This window comes from Ruegeria sp. BC2 (genome assembly GCF_056539245.1).
In genome coordinates, this window is the sequence record NZ_JBQFUQ010000002.1 from 120,178 (window position 1) to 141,215 (window position 21,038).

The 21,038-nt window shown below is 61.9% G+C and carries 22 protein-coding genes; 11 read left to right on the forward strand and 11 right to left on the reverse strand.

What is annotated here, in order from left to right; all coding sequences use genetic code 11:
* The first annotated feature begins 16 nt into the window (after positions 1–16).
* On the forward strand, positions 17–313 hold the full coding sequence (locus ACR0CU_RS10880) for an HNH endonuclease (RefSeq protein ID WP_170342229.1): 297 nt from the start codon (positions 17–19) through the stop codon (positions 311–313).
* Here the strand turns inward: ACR0CU_RS10880 and ACR0CU_RS10885 are convergent, their stop codons facing one another.
* Genes ACR0CU_RS10885 through ACR0CU_RS10895 form a run of 3 tightly spaced genes read right to left on the reverse strand, consistent with a single transcriptional unit; the run spans position 314 to position 2,399 of the window.
* Positions 314–1,048, reverse strand: a complete 735-nt coding sequence (locus tag ACR0CU_RS10885) for a VOC family protein (RefSeq protein ID WP_170447693.1) — start codon at positions 1,046–1,048, stop codon at positions 314–316.
* Entirely contained in the window at positions 1,045–1,653 is a 609-nt protein-coding gene (locus tag ACR0CU_RS10890) for an enoyl-CoA hydratase/isomerase family protein (protein ID WP_170447691.1), read from the reverse strand. Before ACR0CU_RS10890 ends, ACR0CU_RS10885 begins: the two co-directional genes overlap by 4 nt.
* Positions 1,650–2,399 carry an SDR family oxidoreductase gene (locus ACR0CU_RS10895; protein WP_093964250.1) on the reverse strand — a complete coding sequence of 250 codons (750 nt, stop codon included), beginning with the start codon at positions 2,397–2,399 and terminating at the stop codon, positions 1,650–1,652. Before ACR0CU_RS10895 ends, ACR0CU_RS10890 begins: the two co-directional genes overlap by 4 nt.
* A 133-nt stretch (positions 2,400–2,532) precedes the next feature.
* Between ACR0CU_RS10895 and ACR0CU_RS10900 the strand changes: the two genes are divergently transcribed.
* The gene (locus ACR0CU_RS10900) at positions 2,533–4,056 is read left to right on the forward strand and encodes a DUF2125 domain-containing protein (RefSeq protein WP_480643034.1); all 1,524 of its coding nucleotides are present in this window, start codon (positions 2,533–2,535) and stop codon (positions 4,054–4,056) included.
* 78 nt (positions 4,057–4,134) lie between these two features.
* Here the strand turns inward: ACR0CU_RS10900 and ACR0CU_RS10905 are convergent, their stop codons facing one another.
* A complete protein-coding gene (locus ACR0CU_RS10905; RefSeq protein ID WP_170447687.1) occupies positions 4,135–5,046 on the reverse strand; it encodes a hypothetical protein in 912 nt (303 codons plus the stop codon).
* 225 nt (positions 5,047–5,271) lie between these two features.
* On the opposite strand from ACR0CU_RS10905, the gene ACR0CU_RS10910 reads away from it, so the two are divergent.
* From ACR0CU_RS10910 to lpxK, 4 genes are read left to right on the forward strand one after another with little or no spacing between them, the layout of a single operon-like run.
* Positions 5,272–6,618 (forward strand): TldD/PmbA family protein, encoded by a 1,347-nt coding sequence (locus tag ACR0CU_RS10910; RefSeq protein WP_170447685.1) that lies wholly within the window; start codon positions 5,272–5,274, stop codon positions 6,616–6,618.
* Positions 6,605–7,405 (forward strand): 3'(2'),5'-bisphosphate nucleotidase CysQ, encoded by an 801-nt coding sequence (locus ACR0CU_RS10915; protein ID WP_170447684.1) that lies wholly within the window; start codon positions 6,605–6,607, stop codon positions 7,403–7,405. The genes ACR0CU_RS10910 and ACR0CU_RS10915 overlap by 14 nt, the downstream gene beginning before the upstream one ends.
* On the forward strand, positions 7,402–8,637 hold the full coding sequence (locus ACR0CU_RS10920) for a 3-deoxy-D-manno-octulosonic acid transferase (RefSeq protein WP_170447682.1): 1,236 nt from the start codon (positions 7,402–7,404) through the stop codon (positions 8,635–8,637). Before ACR0CU_RS10915 ends, ACR0CU_RS10920 begins: the two co-directional genes overlap by 4 nt.
* Positions 8,624–9,622 (forward strand): tetraacyldisaccharide 4'-kinase, encoded by a 999-nt coding sequence (lpxK, locus tag ACR0CU_RS10925; protein WP_170447680.1) that lies wholly within the window; start codon positions 8,624–8,626, stop codon positions 9,620–9,622. The genes ACR0CU_RS10920 and lpxK overlap by 14 nt, the downstream gene beginning before the upstream one ends.
* Here the strand turns inward: lpxK and ACR0CU_RS10930 are convergent.
* Genes ACR0CU_RS10930 through ACR0CU_RS10940 form a run of 3 tightly spaced genes read right to left on the reverse strand, consistent with a single transcriptional unit; the run spans position 9,619 to position 11,916 of the window.
* Positions 9,619–10,731 carry a CaiB/BaiF CoA transferase family protein gene (locus tag ACR0CU_RS10930; RefSeq protein ID WP_170447678.1) on the reverse strand — a complete coding sequence of 371 codons (1,113 nt, stop codon included), beginning with the start codon at positions 10,729–10,731 and terminating at the stop codon, positions 9,619–9,621. The two genes, lpxK and ACR0CU_RS10930, sit on opposite strands and share 4 nt — an antisense overlap.
* Positions 10,731–11,396 (reverse strand): DsbA family protein, encoded by a 666-nt coding sequence (locus ACR0CU_RS10935; protein ID WP_170342211.1) that lies wholly within the window; start codon positions 11,394–11,396, stop codon positions 10,731–10,733. The genes ACR0CU_RS10930 and ACR0CU_RS10935 overlap by 1 nt, the downstream gene beginning before the upstream one ends.
* A gap of 13 nt (positions 11,397–11,409) precedes the next feature.
* Positions 11,410–11,916: a DUF721 domain-containing protein gene (locus tag ACR0CU_RS10940; RefSeq protein WP_170341278.1), complete on the reverse strand. Its 507-nt coding sequence runs from the start codon at positions 11,914–11,916 to the stop codon at positions 11,410–11,412.
* A gap of 81 nt (positions 11,917–11,997) precedes the next feature.
* Here ACR0CU_RS10940 and mutY point away from each other — a divergent pair, with 81 nt between their 5' ends.
* Positions 11,998–13,089: an A/G-specific adenine glycosylase gene (mutY, locus tag ACR0CU_RS10945; RefSeq protein WP_170447676.1), complete on the forward strand. Its 1,092-nt coding sequence runs from the start codon at positions 11,998–12,000 to the stop codon at positions 13,087–13,089.
* A gap of 23 nt (positions 13,090–13,112) precedes the next feature.
* Positions 13,113–14,249, forward strand: a complete 1,137-nt coding sequence (locus ACR0CU_RS10950; protein ID WP_170447674.1) for an alkane 1-monooxygenase — start codon at positions 13,113–13,115, stop codon at positions 14,247–14,249.
* Between the two features lie 6 nt (positions 14,250–14,255).
* Here ACR0CU_RS10950 and ACR0CU_RS10955 read toward each other — a convergent pair whose 3' ends face one another.
* The 4 genes from ACR0CU_RS10955 to ACR0CU_RS10970 all read right to left on the reverse strand — a co-directional run bounded on the left by ACR0CU_RS10955 (position 14,256) and on the right by ACR0CU_RS10970 (position 18,190).
* Complete coding sequence (locus tag ACR0CU_RS10955; RefSeq protein ID WP_170447672.1) at positions 14,256–15,641, reverse strand: adenylate/guanylate cyclase domain-containing protein; 1,386 nt, start codon at positions 15,639–15,641, stop codon at positions 14,256–14,258.
* Between the two features lie 145 nt (positions 15,642–15,786).
* Entirely contained in the window at positions 15,787–16,890 is a 1,104-nt protein-coding gene (locus ACR0CU_RS10960) for a site-specific DNA-methyltransferase (protein WP_170447669.1), read from the reverse strand.
* 106 nt (positions 16,891–16,996) lie between these two features.
* Positions 16,997–17,614, reverse strand: a complete 618-nt coding sequence (locus ACR0CU_RS10965; RefSeq protein ID WP_170447667.1) for a ribonuclease HII — start codon at positions 17,612–17,614, stop codon at positions 16,997–16,999.
* Positions 17,615–17,725: 111 nt separating this feature from the next.
* Positions 17,726–18,190, reverse strand: coding sequence for a hypothetical protein (locus tag ACR0CU_RS10970; RefSeq protein WP_170447665.1), 465 nt, complete (start codon positions 18,188–18,190; stop codon positions 17,726–17,728).
* A gap of 176 nt (positions 18,191–18,366) precedes the next feature.
* On the opposite strand from ACR0CU_RS10970, the gene ACR0CU_RS10975 reads away from it, so the two are divergent.
* The 3 genes from ACR0CU_RS10975 to ACR0CU_RS10985 all read left to right on the forward strand — a co-directional run bounded on the left by ACR0CU_RS10975 (position 18,367) and on the right by ACR0CU_RS10985 (position 21,002).
* Positions 18,367–18,654 (forward strand): hypothetical protein, encoded by a 288-nt coding sequence (locus ACR0CU_RS10975; RefSeq protein ID WP_170433957.1) that lies wholly within the window; start codon positions 18,367–18,369, stop codon positions 18,652–18,654.
* Positions 18,626–19,327 carry a winged helix-turn-helix domain-containing protein gene (locus ACR0CU_RS10980; RefSeq protein WP_170447663.1) on the forward strand — a complete coding sequence of 234 codons (702 nt, stop codon included), beginning with the start codon at positions 18,626–18,628 and terminating at the stop codon, positions 19,325–19,327. The genes ACR0CU_RS10975 and ACR0CU_RS10980 overlap by 29 nt, the downstream gene beginning before the upstream one ends.
* 103 nt (positions 19,328–19,430) lie before the next feature.
* Complete coding sequence (locus ACR0CU_RS10985) at positions 19,431–21,002, forward strand: DUF427 domain-containing protein (RefSeq protein WP_170447662.1); 1,572 nt, start codon at positions 19,431–19,433, stop codon at positions 21,000–21,002.
* Positions 21,003–21,038 lie beyond the last annotated feature (36 nt).

Below are 21,038 nucleotides of genomic sequence, written 5' to 3' on the forward strand. Positions count from 1 at the left end.
CGACTGTGTTCCGGTGATGACGAACAGCGATCCGATCTGCCCGCTCTGCAACCGCCCGATCCCGAACGGGACCGGCAGCCTGCACCATCTGATCCCAAAACTCAAAGGTGGCAAGGGCGGTCCCACGGTTCTGCTGCACAAGATCTGCCACAAGGAGGTGCACGCCACCCTGACCGAAGCCGAGCTTGCGCGAGACTTCAACACTGTCGAAAGCCTGCGCACGCATCCCCGGCTGAACCGGTTTCTGGACTGGGTACGCAAACGTCCGCCGGGATTTCAATCCAAAGTCCCGGGCCGACGCCGCGGCCGTTGATCAGGCTGGCAAGAACGGGTCACCCATCGGGTCTGTTTCCGTTGCAGCCAGGCCCTCGACCTCGATGCCCAGAAAGTCTGGCGCGGGAACGATTCGCGCATCGGGAATATGCTGGTATTCCAGAATGGTATAGGGACGTTTCCACAGCCATTCGCGATTTGCGACCGCCCAGAGATCAGGGTCCGGCGGCACCTCGGTCGTGAAGGCATAGAAATGCAGATCAAACCCGTGCGAGGCCACGTCCTGCATGGAAAGCAGGCGCAGGCCCAAATCCCTGCAAAACGCATCCTCTGCCGAAATGTCGCCGGTCCGCAGAGTGATCTGGCCCACGGCGGCCTGTCCGAACGGGTTCTCATCCGGCTGCTTTTTGGGCCGCTTCCCCTCAAAATCATGCTGAAGAAGCTCGATCGAGAAGCCTTCGGGGTCCGAGAGGTGGCACATGTAACCGATATCTCGAAACTGGGCCGGACGGCTGACGTTGATGCCAGCGCGCCGAAGCCATTCCGCCGCTTGATCGAGATCTGGCAAGGTGATGCCGATCTTCCAGTATCTCTGACCCCGGTCGTGGGCGTATCCGCCGCCTTCGGGCAACAGCAGAAGGTCGGCGCTGGGCCCCGGATAGCCCACTCGCCGCGCATCTCCCTCGGCACGAACGACCATGCCGAAGTTTACCCTGTAGAAATCGGCCAGCCGTGCGGGATCAGCCACACGCAGGCGAAGGGCAGCGATCCTCATCCGCACATCCCGGCGATACCGGCCGCCGTCTGCGGATCAGCGGACAGACTGTCGGCAACTAGGTCCCGCGCGGTCTGCATCAGATCTTCCGGAGCGACCACCCGGTCCACCAGGCCAAAGGCAAGCGCTTCGTCCGCCGTGACCTTCTGGCCTGCCATCAGGATCAACTTGGTCCGGGCGGGGCCGATCAGCGCCCGCATGCGTTTCACGTCCGATGGCTGCGGCAGGAACCCCAACCGCATGACAGGGTAGAAGACCTTGGCCGTGGGTACCGCGATGCGCAGGTCACAGGCCAATGCCATACCGTTGGCCCCGCCCGCCATGGTGCCGTTCAACGCAGCGACGGTCAGGCAGGGCAGCGCCGCGATGGCTCCGGACAAACGCTCCCACAGGTCCGAGGTCGCAAGACCTGCCCGCGCCTCGTCCAGATCGGCGCCGGCACTGAACACCTTGCCCGCTCCGGTCAGGATCAGGGCGCGCGCCTCTTGGGCCGCTTCCGCGATCTGCAGTAGGTCCGACAACATGGCCCCGGTCAGGGCATTGGCCTTGCCGGGGTTGTTGATCGTGACCGTCCACAGACCGTCCTGCTGGGTCAGGTCGATCACGTCAGGCCGATCCTCTGGCGAATGTCATCACGGCGCAGCGAAATCTCGGTTCCCAGAAACTCGTCCGCATCTTCCGAGCACATCCACAGCAGCGCCCGCGCCGGCCAGTCGGCCGGGATGTGATCGTCCCAGTCCAACTGGCTGACCGGGTTGATGCCGCTGGCCTTGATGACCCGCTGCATGTCGGTCGCCACCGTGCCCGGGGACAGACCCATGGCACGTATGCCATGATGCGCCTCTTCCAGGTGAAGACATTCGGTCAGCATTTTCGCCCCGGCCTTGGACGCGCAGTAGTGGCTCCAGGCCTCGACCGGGTTCGAGGCGGCTCCGGAGGAAACGGTCAGGACCGTCCCGCCGCCCGCCGCCCGCATCAGCGGCAGAACCGCGCGCATCCCGTGGAACACACCTTTGAGGTTGATATCGATGGCCTTGCTCCAGGCCGCTGGATCGGCATTTGACAGGTGAAAAATCGGATCGATCACACCCGCATTGCCGATTAGCACGTCCACGCGGCCAAAGCGGTCGGCGCAATCCGCAACCGCTTGTTCCACCTGCGCAAAATCGCTGACGTCGCAGGACAGCGCGATGGCGTTCTCACCCAGTGCCGCGGCCAATGCATCGATCTGATCATGGCTGCGCGCTACCAGCGCGACATTGGCGCCGGCTGCGGCAAATACGCGCCCTGCTTCGGCGCCGATGCCGCGGCTGGCTCCGGTGATCAGTACTGTTTTGCCCTTCATGTGCATCCTGTAATCCTTTTGGATTGAAATCGGGTAAAGTGGTACCGCGCAAACGGGGAAATCGTCCAGCCCTTGCCCCTTGACGGCAGCCGCGACAACCACGACCATGCGCGCAATTTTTACCGAGAAGGGTTCCCTTATGTCCGTTTTTTTCCGCCGCAGCTGCGGTGCCGCGCTGGCTTATGCCGTTGCAACCCAAGGCGCTTTTGCCGATCTGTCCGCCAACGATGTCTGGTCGGATTGGCAGGCCTACATGGGCAGCATGGGGTACACCATCACCGGCGAGCAGAACACCTCTGGCGACGTCACCACCATCACGAACATGATCATGAAGATGGACCTTCCCGAGGGAGAAGGCTCGTTCGACATGGTCGTTCCGGAAATGACCCTGACGGAAAACGGCGACGGAACGGTCAGCATCGAATTCCCCGAAAGCTTCCCCATGACGGTATCCGGCCAGGCCGAGGAGGAAGAATTCTCGGTGGATATCCTGTACTCGCAGACCGGGTTGAAAATGCTGGTTTCGGGGTCGCCCGACGACATGACCTATGGCTACTCTGCCAGCAAGCTGGCACTGGCACTCGACAACATCATGGTCGATGGCGAAGCGATGCCCGACGACGCGCTGGATCTGGGTTTTGAGATGATCAACCTAGCCGGTGCATCCCGGATGCAGATCGGAGAGGGCCGCAAGGTCGACCAGAATTTCACCGCGGCAAACCTGACCTATGACCTGAATTTCCAAGACCCGGAAACGGGCGAAGATGCCCGCATCAACGGCAAGCTCGACCAGCTGGAGTTTGAAGGCAAGAACGTAATCCCCGAAGGCTTCAGCCTGGCGGACGTGGAAGGCGCATATGAGGCTGGTTTTGCCTTTGACGGGATCTTCACCTACGGCGCTGGCCAAACCAGCATCGCAGGCACCAGCGAGGGCGAGGCTTTCTCGATGGCCAGCAGTTCGGACGGTGGCCGCTTCGGTGCCAGTATCGACGCCGAGCGTCTGGCGTATGACGTCGAACAGAACAATGCAAAGCTCGAAGTAACCACGGCAGACCTGCCGTTTCCCATCGAGATTGCAATGGCGAAGGCCGGTCTGAAACTCGAGGCACCTATCCAGGCATCAGAAGAGGTCGAGCCGTTCGGCTTTGCGATGAATCTGACAGACTTCACCATGTCCGACATTCTGTGGAGCATGTTCGACCCCGCAGGCGCGTTGCCACGCGATCCAGCCACGATCGCGCTGGATGCGACGGGCACCGCAAAGGTTCTCCTGAACTTCCTGGACCCGGAAGTTGCCGAAGCATTGGAAGGCTCGGACGAGGTTCCGGCCGAACTGCATTCGCTCAAAATCAATGAACTGCTGGTCTCGATGGTCGGTGCCAAGCTGACAGGCACCGGTGATTTCACCTTCGACAACTCGAACACCGAAGAGTTCGGAGGCGTTCCGGCGCCGGTGGGTGAGGCAAACCTCCAGTTGGTGGGTGCCAACGCCCTGATCGACAAGCTGATTGGAATGGGGTTCATGTCCGAGAACGACGCCATGGGCGCGCGCATGATGATGGGGATGATGGCCGTTCCCGGCGACCAGCCCGACACGCTGAACTCCAAGATCGAGTTCACCAAGGACGGCCAGATTTTGGCCAATGGTCAACGGATCAAGTAAGCTCGCTTGGCCCGGCCTTCGACCAAGGGCGCGGTGTTCCGCGCCCTTTTTCTTTGGTCCGATGCAATCTCGGGCTTTTCAAGCCTTCAAATCAAGTTCCTGCACCAAAGCCCTGGCCATCCGACGCGTGACTTTGCGCCCGTCGAACAGTGCTGGTACGGGATGCTCAGCCGCGATGCTCGCCATATGAAATCGGTGGTTTCCATCGTAGAACTTGAAGTTTGTTTCGCACAAGAACAGTTGACCGGTCTTGGCACAGGGAAGGATATCGTGGGCATAAAGCCCGACACCCAAAGCGGCCTTTACACCCCTTGCAATCGAGTTGATCCGGCCAATGTTGGGCGTGATCAGCAACCTGTGAAAATACCTTATCATCTGAGGGTTTACGGGTGTGTCACGGGTATGGACGCTGGCTTCGCGTCCCGCTCTAACCCAAGAAAACAGAACCTGTTCGCCCACCGCTTGCGCACGAATGCAGACGTGCCACATCTCACCTTCATACTCGTGACGACAATCGACATACTCGGTGTTGTAACGATCCGGGTCCAACTCTGCGACATTCCCGACAAGCTGAACCGGAACATGAGCGTTCGAAACTTCGTTCGAGAACGCAGTTTCAAACGAAGACCCAGTCTCGATAAGCCGAGGCATTGGAACCCCTGCCGCTGTCAGAACCTTGTTCTGACGGATCTTGTGCCCGACGACGCGGCCATGTTCAACCGAGTGCAAAATCCTGTGGCCCAGTGCCTCGATTTCAGATTCCCGCGCACGCAGCCAGTCAACTTTTTCGTTCTGAACGACAAACAGCTCGTTGTAGTGAAGCAGAACGTAACTCTGCGGGTCGTCGATCGCACCGCGTGCCTTCAATTCGGCGAAGGGCAAAACCTCGGAGGGAACGCCCAGCTTACCCATCACCCGTGTCAGGCGCACGATGATGTTGCGGGACCCTTTGCCCTTGGCCAGGACGCCGGGCTCGTCAAACTCAACCACATAGAAGCGCGCCAAACCTCATACCTCAAATTTCAGTGCCGCCGGGCGACCGGTCATTCTCTGAAGTCAGCTTACCCTGCAGCTGCGGCCCTTCCCAGCGGGATCTATTTCCGTGGACCCCGATTTCCCAATGTGCCGTCACCATCCGTGACGCATTGGATACACCCAAGGGCTTGCGAGGCGGGTTGACCAAGGCTAGGTCCAATACAATCAATTGGAGGCACCATGACCCGATCACCCGAAGCAATCAGCCAAGAAATGCTGGACCTGGCCCGCAAGGCCGGAGCCGAAGCGGCCGACACGATCGTGATCGACGGATCCTCGGTCTCGGTCGAGGTGCGTGGTGGCGCTTTGGAGCACGCCGAACGCGCCGAAAGCACCGACGTGGGGTTGCGTGTTTTCATCGGCAAGCAGCAGGCCATCGTGTCCGGCTCGGACAGTCGTCCCGAAACGCTTGCCGCCATGGCCGAACGGGCCGTGGCCATGGCACGCGAAGCGCCCGAGGATCCGTTCGCTGGCTTGGCAGATCCGGAACAACTGGCCAGCGGTTTTTCCGTCGACTCCTTGGAGCTTTTTGACCCCACGCCCGAACCTTCAGCAGACGCTCTGATGCAGGACGCGCTGACCGCCGAGGCTGCGGCCCTGGCGGTGGAAGGCGTTACCCAGGTGTCTGATGCGGCGGCATCCTATGGCACCCACCGGGTTCATCTGTCCGCGACAAATGGATTTTCCGGTGGCTATGCGCGCAGCAGCCGCTCGGTTTCATGCGTGGCGATCTCGGGCGAAGGCACCGGGATGGAACGCGACTATGACGGAGACAGCCGCAGCTTTCAGTCCGACCTGCGCAGCCCCGACGAGATCGGCCGGATCGCGGGCGAGCGTGCCGTGCAGCGAGTGGGTGCCCGAAAGCCGGAAACAGGGCGTTTCCCCGTATTGTTCGACGAGCGGATTTCGTCCTCATTGATCGGGCATCTTCTGGCGGCCAGCAACGGCGCGGCGGTGGCCCGCGGTGCCTCCTGGCTCAAGGACAGCCTGGGCCAGCAGGTGCTGCCTGCACATCTGTCGCTGATCGAAGACCCCCATCGCCCGAGGATTGCGGGATCGCGCCCGTTTGATGCCGAAGGATTGCCGACCGCGCGCCGGATGATCGTCGAAAACGGCGTGCTGACCGGATGGACCCTGGATCTTTCAAGCGCGCGCAAACTGGGCATGAATTCCACCGGGAACGCCGCCCGTGGCGTGTCCGGTCCTCCATCTCCCAGCAACTGGAACCTGAGCCTGACCCAAGGCGAGGTCAGCCGCGACGACCTGCTTCGCGACATGGGAACGGGATTGCTGGTGACCTCGATGATCGGGTCCACCATCAACCCCAATACCGGCGATTACTCACGCGGTGCGTCGGGTTTCTGGGTCGAAAACGGCGAGATCTCGCACCCGGTCAACGAATGCACGATTGCCGGAAACCTGCGGGACATGCTGATGCGGATCATCCCGGCCAACGACGCGCGTACCTATCTGTCCCGGGTCGTGCCCTCGCTTCTGATCGAAGGGATGACACTTGCCGGAAACTGACCTGTCCCTGCTGATCGACGCCGCACGTGAGGCCGGCCGGATTGCCGTCGCCTATGCGGGCCGCGAGATGCAGAGCTGGGACAAACCCAAGGGCGCCGGGCCGGTGACCGAGGCTGATCTGGCCGTAAACGCGATGCTGGAACAACGCCTGCCCAGCGCGCGGCCCGGATATGGCTGGCTGAGCGAGGAGACCGAGGACAATCAGGACCGATTGGCCCGTGACCGAGTGTTCATCATCGACCCGATCGACGGCACCCGCAGCTTTGCCGAAGGGTCGCGCACCTGGGCTCATTCATTGGCGGTCGCCGATCGCGGACAGGTCATCGCCGGCGTGATCTACCTGCCGATGCGCGACATGCTGTTTGCAGCCGCGCGGGGACAGGGGGCAACCCTGAACGGTCAGCCGATCCGGGTGACCGCGGCGGCCACAGAGGCCGAAGCCGAGGTTCTGGCCGCAAAGCCGAACCTGAGCCCGGATCATTGGCAGGACGGGGTCGCGCCGATCTTCCGTCGGGCCTATCGCCCGTCGCTGGCCTACCGAATGGCGCTGGTCGCACAGGGCAGGTTCGACGGGATGCTGACCTTGCGCCCAAGCTGGGAATGGGACATCGCGGCCGGAGACCTGATCCTGCGCGAAGCAGGCGGCACCTGTACTGACCGTACCGGGCGCCCGTTGCGGTTCAACAACCCCAACCCACGGCTGAACGGTGTTGTTGGCGCCGGGTCCGACTTGCATAAGGTGCTGATGGGCCGACTGGATCAGCCAATTCAGGGGCATCGGGCATGAGCAAACCGCGATCCCTCAGCCTGGCGGCCTATCGCGCGTTGTCCTGGGGTGTTCCCAAGCCCACCGGACACAACACGCCGCCTCGCCCCGCGGGTGAGTTGCTGTGGATTCATGTTGCCAACGCTCAGCGCCTGCGCGCGGTGAACGACTTTTGCAAGCGGCTGCAGCAGTCCCGGCCAGGGCTGTCGATTTTGTTGACCGTCCCGCCTGACGCTGACCTGACACGCTGGGCAGGCTGCGACATGGAATTGGTTCCGCTGCCTGACGAAAAAACCGGCGCGGCGCGTGGATTCCTGGAGCACTGGCAGCCCGACATGGGGCTGTGGGTCGGCGGCGGCCTGATGCCCAACGTGATCACCCGCGCGGCCGAACGCGGTATACCCATGGTCCTGCTTGAGGGCGAGAACGACGTTCGTGTTGCCTTTGTCGGGAAATGGCTGCCGGACATCAACCGCTATACCTTTGACTGCTTCCGTGCGATCCACGTCACGTCCGAGGACGCAGCCCGGCAAATCCGACGTCTGGGCGTCCCGGCTTCGAAGGTGGCACTGTTTCCGCCGCTCAGTATCAGCCCCACCCTTCGCCCCTGGCCCGAGGACGAACTGATCGAGACGAACCATGCGTTGGCGGGGCGGCCGGTCTGGCTGGCGGCGTGGGTCGACGCCAAGGAATTCATCTCGGTTCTCAGCGCACATCGGCAGGCCATGCGGATGCTGCCGAGGCTGGCCCTGATCCTGCACGTCGCGGACATGTCCGAGGCGGCGCCCCTGCGCAAAAGGCTGGAAACGATGGACCTGCGCTGTGCCAACTGGGAAGATGGGGACATGATCGAAGACATGACCCAGGTCATCCTTGCGTCGGACCCCGAGGCCCTTGGCCTTTGGTATCGCGTCTCTCCGGTGACGTTCATGGGCAGCACGCTCGAGTCGGGAAAAGGCGGGCATGACCCGATCGCGGCCGCAGCCTTGGGCTCGGCCCTGATCCATGGACCAGACGTGAGCGGCCACAAGGCCCTGTATGACGCGCTTGATGGTGTAGGAGCCGCTCGAGAGATTCGCACCGCCACCGAACTGGGCGACACTGTCGTTGAATTGCTGGCCCCGGACCTGGCCGCGAACATGGCCCTTGCCGGTTGGCAACTGGTGACCGAGAGCGCGCCCCAGGTGGATACTCTGATCGACATGGTACAGGAACATCTGGACCAGCACGGAGCGGAACATGAGGGCGCCTGAATTCTGGAACAACGCGCCGGATCACCCCGGCCTGCGCGCAAGGCTGCTGGCGCCGCTTGGCCGCGTCTATGCGCGGGCAACGGCCCGGCGGGTGGCGTCGGGGCCCGGGGTTGATCCGGGTGTGCCCGTGATCTGCGTCGGCAACCTGAATGCTGGCGGCACCGGAAAAACGCCGACGGCGATCTGGGTTCTTGAACAGCTGCGCGACGCGTATCACACGCCGCATGTGGTCACCCGCGGCCATGGCGGATCGCTTGAGGGGCCGGTTCGGGTCGACCCGGTCCGACACACGGCGGCGCAGGTCGGAGACGAGCCATTGTTGCTGGCGGCCTTCGCCGAGGTCTGGGTCGCCAAGGACCGTGCCGCCGGCGCCCGCGCCGCCGTCGAGAACGGCGCTACCGTGATCGTGCTGGACGACGGGTTCCAGAACCCCTCGGTGGCCAAGACATTCTCGATCGTCGTGGTGGATGCGGCCCGCGGCTTTGGCAACGGCTTGTGCCTGCCGGCCGGACCGCTGCGCGAACCGGTCGACGTGGGGCTGCAACGGGCCGATCTGGTGCTGTCGCTGGGCGACTCGGCCGCGCAGGAGCGGTTCGCGCAGCTATGGGGCGACAAGCTGGGCGTTTCGCACGCAACCGGTCAGGTCACGGCGCTGCAAACCGGGATGGACTGGAGCGAAACTCCGGTTCTGGCCTTTGCCGGTATCGGCCACCCCGAGAAGTTCTTTCAGACCCTGCGCCAACAGGGTGCGCGACTGCTGCGGGCCGAGGCGCTGGATGATCACCAGCCGCTGACGCCGGCCCTGATGACCCGGTTGGAAAACGAGGCGCGGCTGCTGGGCGCGCAGATGGTCACCACCGAGAAAGACGCCGTGCGCCTGCCGCCCGCCTTCCGCAGCAAGGTCATCACCCTGCCGGTGCGCTTGCAGGTGGATCAGGCCGACGACGTGCGACAACGGTTGCTGACGGCCGCGCCGCCGCCCTAGTCGTCTTCGCCCAGTTTCGGGGCGGGGCGCGACAGGTTCAGATCGGCATCCGAAAAGACGAACGGCGCGCGAATCCCCGGCACCCCGTCCAGGTCGATCTGCATGCCGCGCGCGATCACCTGCGGATCGGCCATGACCTCGTCCAGCGTATTGATCGGCCCGGCGGGGATGCCTTGCGCCTCGCAGGCCGCCAGCAGGTCGGCCTTGGCCCAGGTCGCCGTGGCCCCGTTCAGCCGTGCGATCAGGGTGCGGCGATTGGCCAACCGGTCCTTGTTGTGCAGATATTCGGGCGCCTCGGCCATGTCAGGCAGGTTCAACACCTGGCACAGGCGCTGATATTGCCGGTCATTGCCGGTGGCGATGATGATGTGACCGTCGGCACAGTCGAACACCTGGTAGGGCGCCAGGTTCACATGCGCGTTGCCCATGCGCTGCGGCACCTGACCGGTGGTCTGATAGTTCAGCGCCTGATTTGCCGTAACCGCCACGGCGACGTCCAGCAGGGCCATGTCCACATGCTGCCCGCGCCCGGTGCGCTGGCGTTGGTGCAAGGCGGCCAGAACCCCGGCCACCGCATAAATGCCCGTAAACACATCGGTGATCGCCACGCCTGCCTTCTGCGGCTGGCCGTCGGGCTCTCCGGTCACGGACATCAGCCCCGACATGCCCTGGATGATGAAATCATACCCGGCCCGGTGCGCATAAGGCCCGGTCTGCCCGAACCCGGTGATCGAGCAATAGACGAGGCGCGGGTTCAACTGGCTGAGGCTGTCATAGTCCAGCCCGTATTTCTTCAGCCCGCCGACCTTGAAATTCTCGATCACCACATCGGCGTCAGCGACCAGCGCGCGCACCTTCTCCTGCCCTTCGGGGGTCGAGAAATCGGCGATCACCGACGCCTTGCCGCGGTTGGTCGAATGGTAATAGGCCGCCGAGACATCCTGATCGCGGGTCACGAAGGGCGGACCCCAGGCGCGGGTGTCGTCACCGGCCGGGGACTCCACCTTGATGACTTCGGCGCCCAGATCGGCAAAGGTCTGGCCGGCCCAGGGGCCAGCCAGAATGCGCGCCAGTTCGACAACCCTGAGACCGGCCAGAGGCCCGGTCATCAGTTGCCCAGTTCCTTTTCGATCAGCGCCTTGAACTCGTCATAGGACTGGTTATCTACCTTCTTGCCGTTGACGACAAAGGACGGGGTGGCCTGGATACCGTCTTTCTCGGCGTTTTTCTGATACCAGGCGACGAGGGTCTGCGCCTTGGTGCCGTCCTGCAGGCAGGCTTCCAGCTGATCGTTGCTCAGCCCGGCCAGACGGCCGATCTTGCGCAGTTCTTCCACGATCTCGGCCGGGCCTCCGGCGCGCGTCCATTCGGACTGACCCTGATAGATCAGGTCGGTGATGCCAAAGAACTTTTCGGGGCCACCGCAGCGCGCCACCATCGACGCCCAGATGCCGTAGCGGTCGAAATAGACCTCGCGGTAGATGAACTTGACCTTACCGGTGTCGATGTATTCCTTCTTGAGCTGCTTGTACGGCCCCTGATGGAAGTTCGCGCAGTGCGGGCAGGTATAGGACGCGTATTCGATGATTTCGACCGGTGCATCCTCGGCCCCCTGCACCATCTCGACGATGATCGAGGTGTCCAGATCGGCGTTTTGCGCTTCGGCGCTGCCGACCAGTTGTGGCACAGGCACGGTGCTTGGCGATTGGGTCAGCCAATAGCCGCCTGCGGCCAGCGCCACGGCCGCGCAGATTACGGTTGCAATACGGCTCATACTCAGCCCTTTCTCAGCGTTTTTGTTTGGATAGAACGTTCCGGCCCAGTCGTTCAAGGGCCGCGCGCAAGTCTTGGTCGTGAACCTCGCGCGTCACTTTGTCTGCCTCGGCAACGACTTCCGGTGCGATGGTGGGTTTCGCCTGTTTCGGCCGATGCTCGAAACTGGCCTGCCCCTCGGCAAATCCTGTAGGAGCAGTCTGGGTGATGCGGATGCGGCTGATGGCACTGTAGCCATAGACGGCATTCACTTTGTCGCGCAGACGGTCCTTCTGCATCTCGAGCATCGGGGCCTGCGGTCCGGTGGTCAGCACGGTCAATGTGGCGCCGAACCCACCCTTTCCATAGCCCACCTTGACCGGTCGGGCGATGGCGGCGATGTCGGGGCCCACGATATCGGCCCAATGGGTCAACAGGCGCGACACGGCAAAGCCGCGACTTTCACCGGCTTTGCGGATCCGATCGCTCAGCAAGGACGCGGTGCGTTTGAACCCGCGGGTGGTGGACCGTCTTGGTTGCATCTGGTTTCCAACTCCTGCGCCGCTATTGTAATGGGCGTGCATCCGGGCGCCAGCGAAACCCGACAGAGAAATGGATAAAACTTGCGTGACACCGCCACTTTCGACCTGAGCCGCAGCCTGCTTGCCTGGTACGACCGTCATGCCCGCGATCTGCCGTGGCGGGTCAGCCCCGCCAACAGGGCCGCGGGCGTGCAACCCGACCCCTACCGCGTGTGGCTGTCCGAGGTGATGCTGCAGCAGACCACGGTGGCCGCCGTGCGGGATTATTTCCTGCGCTTCACCTCGCGTTGGCCGGATGTCCGGGCGCTGGCCGCTGCGCCCGATGACCAGGTGATGGCAAAATGGGCCGGGCTGGGCTATTACGCCCGCGCCCGTAACCTGCTGAAATGCGCCCGCGCGGTGGTGGACCAGCACGACGGGCGCTTTCCCGACAGCCATGATGCGCTGCTGAAGCTGCCCGGCATCGGCCCCTACACCGCCGCCGCCATCGCGGCCATCGCCTTTGACCGGCCTGAAACCGTGCTGGACGGAAATGTCGAACGGGTCATGGCCCGGCTGCACGACATCCACGACCCGTTGCCGAAATCGAAACCTCTGCTGAAGGCGAAGGCCGCCGCGCTGACCCCGGACGACCGCCCCGGCGACTATGCTCAGGCGGTGATGGATCTGGGGGCCACGATCTGTACGCCGAAGTCTCCGGCCTGTGGCATCTGCCCCCTGCGAGACCCGTGCGAGGCCCGCGCTGCCGGAACACAGACGGACCTGCCGCGCAAAACACCCAAAGCGCCGAAGCCCACCCGTCTTGGCCACGTCTACATCGCGCAGCGCGCCGATGGCGCAATCCTGTTGGAGCGCCGACCGGAAACGGGGCTGTTGGGCGGGATGCTGGGCTTTCCGGGCTCGGACTGGGCCGAGGACGCGGCCGAGACGCCGCCCTTTCCGGCTGATTGGACCCTGTTGCCCGCCGAGGTGCGCCATACCTTTACCCATTTCCACCTGACCCTGCGCGTCTGGACCGCCGCCGTTCCCGCAGAGGTGGACCCCGTGGGCTTGGTCGTGACGCCCGTACATGCCTTTCGCCCCGGCGATCTTCCGACCGTGATGCGCAAGGCGCATGATCTGTGGCGCGGCAGTTCTGCATCTGGGAAAATGGATCGGGCAGGATTATCCTGACGGCAGAGTTTCGGAGCCTGACCATGATCTCGACTGATACCCTGTCGCGCTGGCAATCAGCCCTTCCTTTCTGGGTTTCGTTCCTATTGATCCCGATCCTGTGGTTCACTGCTTTCGCCGGTGGCTGGTGGGTGCTGCTGGTGCCGCTGTCCACCTGGTGGTTGTTTGCAGCGCTGGACGGGCTGACCGGGCTGAACCTTGAAAACGCCGACCCCGAAACGCCTGAGGACGCGCTGCGTTGGTACGTCCTGCTGACCAAGGCCTGGGTGCCGTTGCAGTTTTTCACGCTCTATGGCCTGATCTGGTACGCCACCCGCGCCGAACATCTGTCATCACTGGAAAAGATCGGGCTGTTCTTCGGGATGGGCGTGATCTCGGGCACGATCGGCATTAACTACAGCCACGAACTGATGCACCAGAAGGGCCGGCTGGAGCGGTGGCTGGGCGACATCCTGCTGGCGATGGTTCTGTATTCGCATTTCCGGTCCGAACACCTGCTGGTGCACCACCGCTATGTCGGCACGCCCCGCGACCCGGTGACCGCGCGCTACAACGAAGGGTTCCACCACTTCTACCCGCGCGTCCTGCGCCAGTGCCTGGTGTCCGCGTTTCAGGCCGAAAAGGCCAAGCTGGCGCGCAAGGGGCTGAACTGGACGGACCGGGCAAACCCGTTCTGGCGGTATTGGGCGCTGCAGGGGCTGATGCTGGCGCTGGCGCTGCTGCTCGGCGGGTGGCCAGGGCTGGGGCTGTTCCTGGTTCAGGCGGGCACCGCGATCTGGCAGCTGGAGCTGGTCAACTATGTCGAGCATTACGGGCTGACGCGCAAATACCTGGGCGACGGCAAATACGAACATGTCCGGCCGCGCCATTCGTGGAACGCCGCGCACAAGGCCTCGAACTGGCTGCTGATCAATCTGCAACGCCACTCGGACCACCATTACAAGCCCAACCGGCGGTTTCCGCTGCTGCAGAACCACCCTGCCGAAGCGGCCCCGCAACTGCCCTATGGCTATCCGGTGATGACGATCGCGGCGATGGTCCCGCCGCTGTGGTGGCGTGTGATGAACCCGCGGGTGCGGGCTTGGCGGCGACAGTACTACCCCGAGATCACGGACTGGAAGCCGTACAACAAGGCAATGCTTCCGATGCCGCGGTCCTGAGAGCGGTCAACGCAGCGCCCAGATATCGACCGGCCGCTCGACGCCGCCAACCGCCTGTGCATCGTGGCGCTGGAACCCGTTCATCAGATCGGCAGCCGTCGACGCTTCGCTTAGGGCCTTTTCGCGCAGCGCGTCGCTGATGACAATCCGCGCACCCATCTTTCGCGTCATTGCTTCAAGCTTGGCAGCCAGATTGACCGCGTCTCCGATCACCGCGAATTCCAGCCGGTTGGCCCCGATGTCGCCCAGAACGACCGGACCGTAGTGAACACCGATGCCAACCTGAATCTCCTGCTCGCCTGCCCGTCGGCGTTCCAGATTCCAACGGTCGATGATGTCAGCCATTGACCGCGCGCAGGACAGGGCGTTGACCGCGTCCAGCGGGGTTGGAACCGGCGTGCCGAACGTGGCCATCAGCCCGTCGCCCAGATACTTGTCCAAGGTTCCGTGGTGATGGAACACCTCGGCCTCCATTCGCGCATGGAAGCCCCGCAGCACCTCGATCACCTCATACGGGTCGCGGCCGGCAGCGAATTTCGTGAAGCCCACGATGTCGATGAACAGAACCGCGATGTTTTCCTTGCGCACCTGCTTGAGCGGTTCGTCGTTCTGGCTCAGCTCCTCGACCACGTTGGGCGAGAAGTATCGCGACAGGTTGGCGCGTTCCCGCTCCAGTCCGGCATTTGAGATCAACAGGCGATTGAGCCGCCGCATCGACACGCCCAGCGTAACCGCGACCATCATGAACACGATCACCTCTTGCACGCGCATCGGAACCATGAAGCTGTTGGGGTCCAACAATTCAGCCACGGCCGGATAGCCCCGCAAGGCGGCCGCAACCTTTTCGCTGAGGCCAGAGATGGGCGTGGCCACCCACCAGGCGACGACCCAGCCCGCCGTCCACATCAGGGCCGTCCAGCTGCCCATGGCGATCACCGTGCGCCAGGAATAGGCCAGCGTACCTGCGGCCAGGATGATGAAGAAATACTGGAAATTGTCGAACCGGTACTGCATCGCCAGCGGGCGCACATCGTCGCTGAACGGGTTGGGAACGACCATGCCCAGCGTCATGATCAGCAGATCGGCGAAAATCAGCAGAAGCTCGATCCGGGATTGGCCCACACGGCCAGCGCGCCGGATCAGCCAGCCGTTGCCGCAGAGCAGCAGCAGGATGAAATGATACCACATCACATCCCAGTTCGGATTCAGAAACACCAGCAGGACACCGGTCAACGCCATGGCGATCCAGCGGGCGCGGACGGCCAGTTCCAGCCCCTCGCGCTTGTGCCGTTCCAGCGCGGCTTCGGTGTATTTGTTGTCCAAATTGAATTTGTCCGGCGTGGTCACGAAAAACCGCTGAAACCGGGATTGGCTGGCCGTGGTATCAGACATTTCTGATGCTCCCTCGCTATGTAGCGGGATATGGGGTCGCACCATCCAAACATCACGGGGCCAAAAACAAAAGACCCCGCCGGGTTCGGCGGGGCAAGGCTTGGTACCATGTGTCAGGCCACAGGCACCGGCGGTATTGGTGTGATCAGTTGTGCAATTCGGCCCGGATCTGCTGGCGCAGCACGTCGATCGGAACGGTTTTTCCGTCGCGCTTGAAGCACCAGTATGTCCAGCCATTGCAGGACGGCGCGTTTTCCAGATGCGCGCCCACCTGATGGATCGAGCCCTTGATGTTGTCGCCCACCAGCGTGCCGTCGGCCCGCACCTTGGCCTTGTGTCGCTGGTTCATCGAATACAGCTCTTCGCCCGGGCGCAGCATGCCGCGTTCGACCAGCTGGCCAAAGGGCACGCGCGGCTCGGCGCGTTTGCTGGCGCTGACCTCCAGCGCGTCACGGTCGAACTTGCGCACCTTGGCGATGCGCTTTTCGGCCACCTTGCGATAGCTGTCCTCACGCTCAATCCCGATGAACTCGCGGCCCAGCATCTTGGCCACCGCGCCGGTGGTTCCGGTGCCGAAGAACGGGTCAAGCACCACGTCACCCGGATTGGTCGAACCAACCAGAACCCTGTGCAACAAAGACTCGGGCTTCTGCGTCGGGTGCGCCTTGTCGCCGTTTTCATCCTTCAGACGTTCATGGCCCGTGCAGATCGGCAGCACCCAGTCGCTGCGCATCTGCACGCCTTCATTCAAGGCCTTCAGCGCCTCATAGTTGAAGGTGTATTTCGCCCCTTCCCGCTTGCTGGCCCAGATCATCGTTTCATGCGCGTTGGTGAACCGCTTGCCCCGGAAATTCGGCATCGGGTTCGACTTGCGCCAGATCACGTCGTTCAAAATCCAATAGCCCGCATCCTGCAGGGCCGAGCCCACGCGGAAGATGTTATGATACGAGCCGATCACCCAGATCGCCCCATTGGGCTTGAGCAGGCGATGCGCGGCCTTCAGCCACTCGCGGGTAAACTGGTCATAGGCGGCAAAGCTCGAGAACTGGTCCCAATGATCATCGACCGCATCCACCTGGCTGTTGTCCGGGCGATGCAACTGTCCTTTCAGTTGCAAATTATACGGCGGATCCGCAAAAATCAGGTCAACCGACGCCTCGGGCAGACTGTTCATCACCTCGATGCAGTCGCCAGATAGAATCGTGTTTAAAGGGTGCGCGGATGCGCCCTTTGTCTTGGTAGTTGTCATGTCTCTGCCTCAAGTTCCACGGCGCTTTTGCGCTCATTTGGTTGAGACTAGGATGAGTCAAACCGGATTCGGCGTCAAATTCTTTTTTGAATCAGAGGGTTACGATTTACTCTTGATACAAGATATTGTGGACGGGCTTGAACGAACGTCTATGGTGTGGGGTTACCCCAAGATTTTGCAGCGCCTCGCGGTGTTGTTTGGACGGATAGCCCGCATTGGTTTCCCAGCCGTAGCCCGGATGCTGTTGCGCCAAATCCACCATCAGTTGATCGCGCCAATTCTTTGCAAGGATCGACGCCGCCGCAATCGAGACTGACTTCGCATCCCCTTTGACCACAGCCTGCGCCGGCAAGGTCAGCCCTTTGGGGATCAGATTGCCGTCGATCAACAGGTAGTCCGGCGCAGGATGCAGGGCGGCGACGGCGCGCTCCATCGCCAGATGAGAGGCATACAAGATATTGAGGTCATCAATTTCCTCAACCGACGCCTCGGCAATGGCAAACTCGGCCCGGGCGCGCAGATCTTCGTCAAGGGTGCGCCGCATGCGCGTCGTCAGCTTCTTGGAGTCATTCAAACCGTCGGGGATGTCCTGCGGATTCAGAATGACCGCGGCCGCCACGACTGGACCGGCCAACGGGCCGCGACCCACCTCGTCTACACCTGCTATTCGGGGATAGCCCTGCGCAATCTGCGCCTGTTCCAATTCAAACGTCGGAGTCGTCATCCCCTCGGCAAACCGCTTTTTGGTCCGAACCGCAACAAAAAAGAAGGAGGCGACCCAGGCCGCCCCCTTCCCGTACAGCGCTTCTGCGGCGCTGCTCCTGCTCGAAACCGACTACTGGTAAACCACGCGGTATCCTTTCTGGCGCAGGCAGGCGGGTTCGTAGGCCCGCTTCACCTTCTTGCCGTCCCAGAACCCCACTTTGCACTGTTGTGGCAGGCTATCGGCATGTTTGTAGTGTTTCTCGAGGCAATTCGGCCCCAGCAAAGGACGTTTCTTCGAATAGCCGTTGTAGGTCTTCAGGCAACGTTGCGGCAGGTCGTAGCGGGCGACGCGCCGGGGCAGTGGGCGGATATGATCGGGCCGAACGTTTTGCGGCTGGTAGACATAGTTGTTCTGCCGGGTGACACGCTCTTTGCGCTTTTCCTTGTTATAGTGATTGACGGCCGCACCGATGATGGCAATGGCCGCCAACCCGCCCAGAATATCATGGGCGTCGGCCGCCTTGGCCTGGGATGCGGAAACGCCGGTGATGGCGACTGCGGTGGCGACGACGAGGGCGATGAACTTCCGGTGCATGACAAGTGTCCTTTCAAAGCTGGACGCGGCGCCACTGGCTGACCGCGAAACTGATGCAACAGCTTTCGGCCACCCGCCGACAGACAAGCAATAACGGCCCGGTGTTATCCGATATCATCGCCGCAAACCCTTTGAGATATTGAATATCGTGCCAAGCCATGCGCAGGATGCAGCCTATGAAACAGATCCTCTCTTTCCTGGTCGTTGCGACGTTGATATCGCTGAGCACCACCGTTTCGGCGGCCGAATGCTATGCCGATTACAAGGCCAAACAGGACGACCCGCTGCGCCTGCACTATGGCGTGATGCAGGTGTCCGCCTGCAAAAAGGGGCAAGCCAAGCAAGAGGTGGCCAAAAGGCTGAAATCCTCGGGGTGGACGTTGCTCAACGTGATCAGCGTTTTTGGACCGGAAGGGTTGGATCAAAGGAAGGCCAATGCCGGAAAATTCTATCTCCGTTTCTGAGGCGCGGCGGTCTGGCACCCGGCTGGTCGGAGCAGGCATCGCCGCAATCGTCGTGATCCTGATCACGGCCGCAGCCTTTTTGTTCTGGACCCTGCCCGATGCCAATGCGTTCAACGCCCGGGTCGAGCGGCTGTTCGTCGAAAGCGATCTGACCACCCAGGCTGAAATCCGATTGCTGGAGATCCTCGCGCAATCCGGAACCGCATTTGCCGACACGCTGGCCAGCTACCGGATGGTGATCTTCGTACTGCTGATCTTTGCCACGGCCATGCTGTTGGCCGCCTTGGTCTTTCTGGTGATGCTGGTGACGTTGAACCGTCGAATGGCCCAGATCGAACGCACGGGAATCCAGGTCACGTCGCTGCTGATCAGTCGCGAAGAGAACACCGTCTACCTAAACAACATGGATTTCAAGCTGACGCCCGCAGCGATGGAAACGCTGGCCGTCCTAGCCGAGTCCCGCCTTGACAACGAAGTTCTGTCGGGGGTTCAGATCGAAGCCATGATCTCTGGCCGAGACATATCGGACTGTGACGAAGCTGCCGGGGCCACGCGCATCAAACGGCTGCGGGACGCGCTGGGCAATCAGATGGTCAGCGAGCTGTTGGTCAAAAACATCGCCAAAAAGGGCTATATGCTGGCGATCGAAAAAGACGTGATCCAGATGGTCTGACCACCTCGACCGTGGATCGCGATCGGTAAATTCTGTGTTGCGCCCCTTGGAAATCGGGCTGCAAAAGCCCATCCTCTAGGGACCCGGGCAAGGGAGACGGCCGATGAATGTCCACGCCACACGGAATACGAACGGCTACGGAATTTCGATCGAAACGCTTGACGGCAGGGTTGCCATCTACCGCGATGACATCCTTCTGGCTGAAAGCACGAATGCCAAGGTCATGTATGAAACCCGGCTGCCGCCTGCGATTTATGTTCCGCGCGAAGACGTGCGCGTTGATCTGAGCGGCGAGACCGAATTGCAGACCTTCTGCCCGTTCAAGGGCACAGCAACCTATCACGATGTCCTGATTGGCGACGAACGGTTGGCAAACTCGGTTTGGGCCTACGAGGATTCCCTGCCTGAGAGCAAAGCCATTCAGGGTCACATCGGCTTCATGCCGGCGGCCTACACTCATATCGATCTGGGCGACAATCAATTGCGCCAACCGCGAGACGGCAACATCAGCGGCCCGTTGATCGATTGGTTGATGCGTGGCGCGGGGTCAATCTCAACACCGGAAGATTTCACCAAGACCCTGGCCGAAAAAATGCTGGAACACGGCATCGCCATTCAACGTCTCAGCATCCTTGTCTGGTCGCTGCATCCCCTGATCGCAGGCAAGCACTACATCTGGGAAAAGGGTGCCGAGGAGATTTCGACCAATATTCCAACCTACGAGATTCACGACCACCCCGCGTTCATCAACAGCCCCTTGCGGCATGTCTCGAACGGGTTGGGCGGCGTTCGGCAACGGCTGAACGTAGACAACCCCCACAACAGTTTCCCCATCATGGAGGACCTGCGCGCCAAGGGGGGCACCGATTACGTGGCAATGCCTCTGCCGTTTTCCGACGGGCGTATCAATGTCCTGACGTTGACCTGCGACCACCCCAACGGCTTTACCACGGAAAACCTAGGGCTTGTCTTTGAGTGCTCGGCCGTCATCGCCCGCTACTATGAGGTGTTCATGCAGCGCGAGAATGCCCAGGCCCTTCTCGAGACCTATGTGGGCAAACGAACCGGGGCCCGCGTTTTGGGCGGCGACATTCGTCGCGGCGACGGAGACGACATCGACGCGGCCATCATGTTCTGTGACCTGCGCAACTCAACCAGCCTGGAAGAGGATCTGGGCCGCACGGAATACATCAACCTGTTGAACGAATTCTTCGAAACGGTGTCCGGCATCGTCCACGACAACGACGGTGAGGTTCTGAAATTCATCGGCGACGCCGTTCTTGCGGTTTTCCCGGCAAGTGAGGACCCCGGCAAGGCACGGTCAGACGCTCAGCGCAGTGCCGTTGAAATCGTCGAGAAATTGGCCGAGCTGCGTCGCTCCGACAAGAACCGGCAATGCGATTGTTCGATCGGGGTATCGTTCGGGCGTGTCACGTACGGAAATGTCGGTTCGCGCGAGCGGCTTGATTTCACGGTGATCGGACATGCAGCCAATGTCGCGGCGCGGTTGGGCGAGTTCGGCAAGCTCAATGGCCATCGGATCGTCGTTTCCGAAGATATCGAGCCGGCCTGTTCCCGGGCCGTTCCATTGGGGCCGGTCGACTTGCACAACGTTTCGCATCCGGTGATGTCTTTTGCCTTGCAGACATCCGCTGACACGGTTCTGGATGCCTGAGCATCCGGCACCCTCCCCCCCCGATCCCAAATAGCC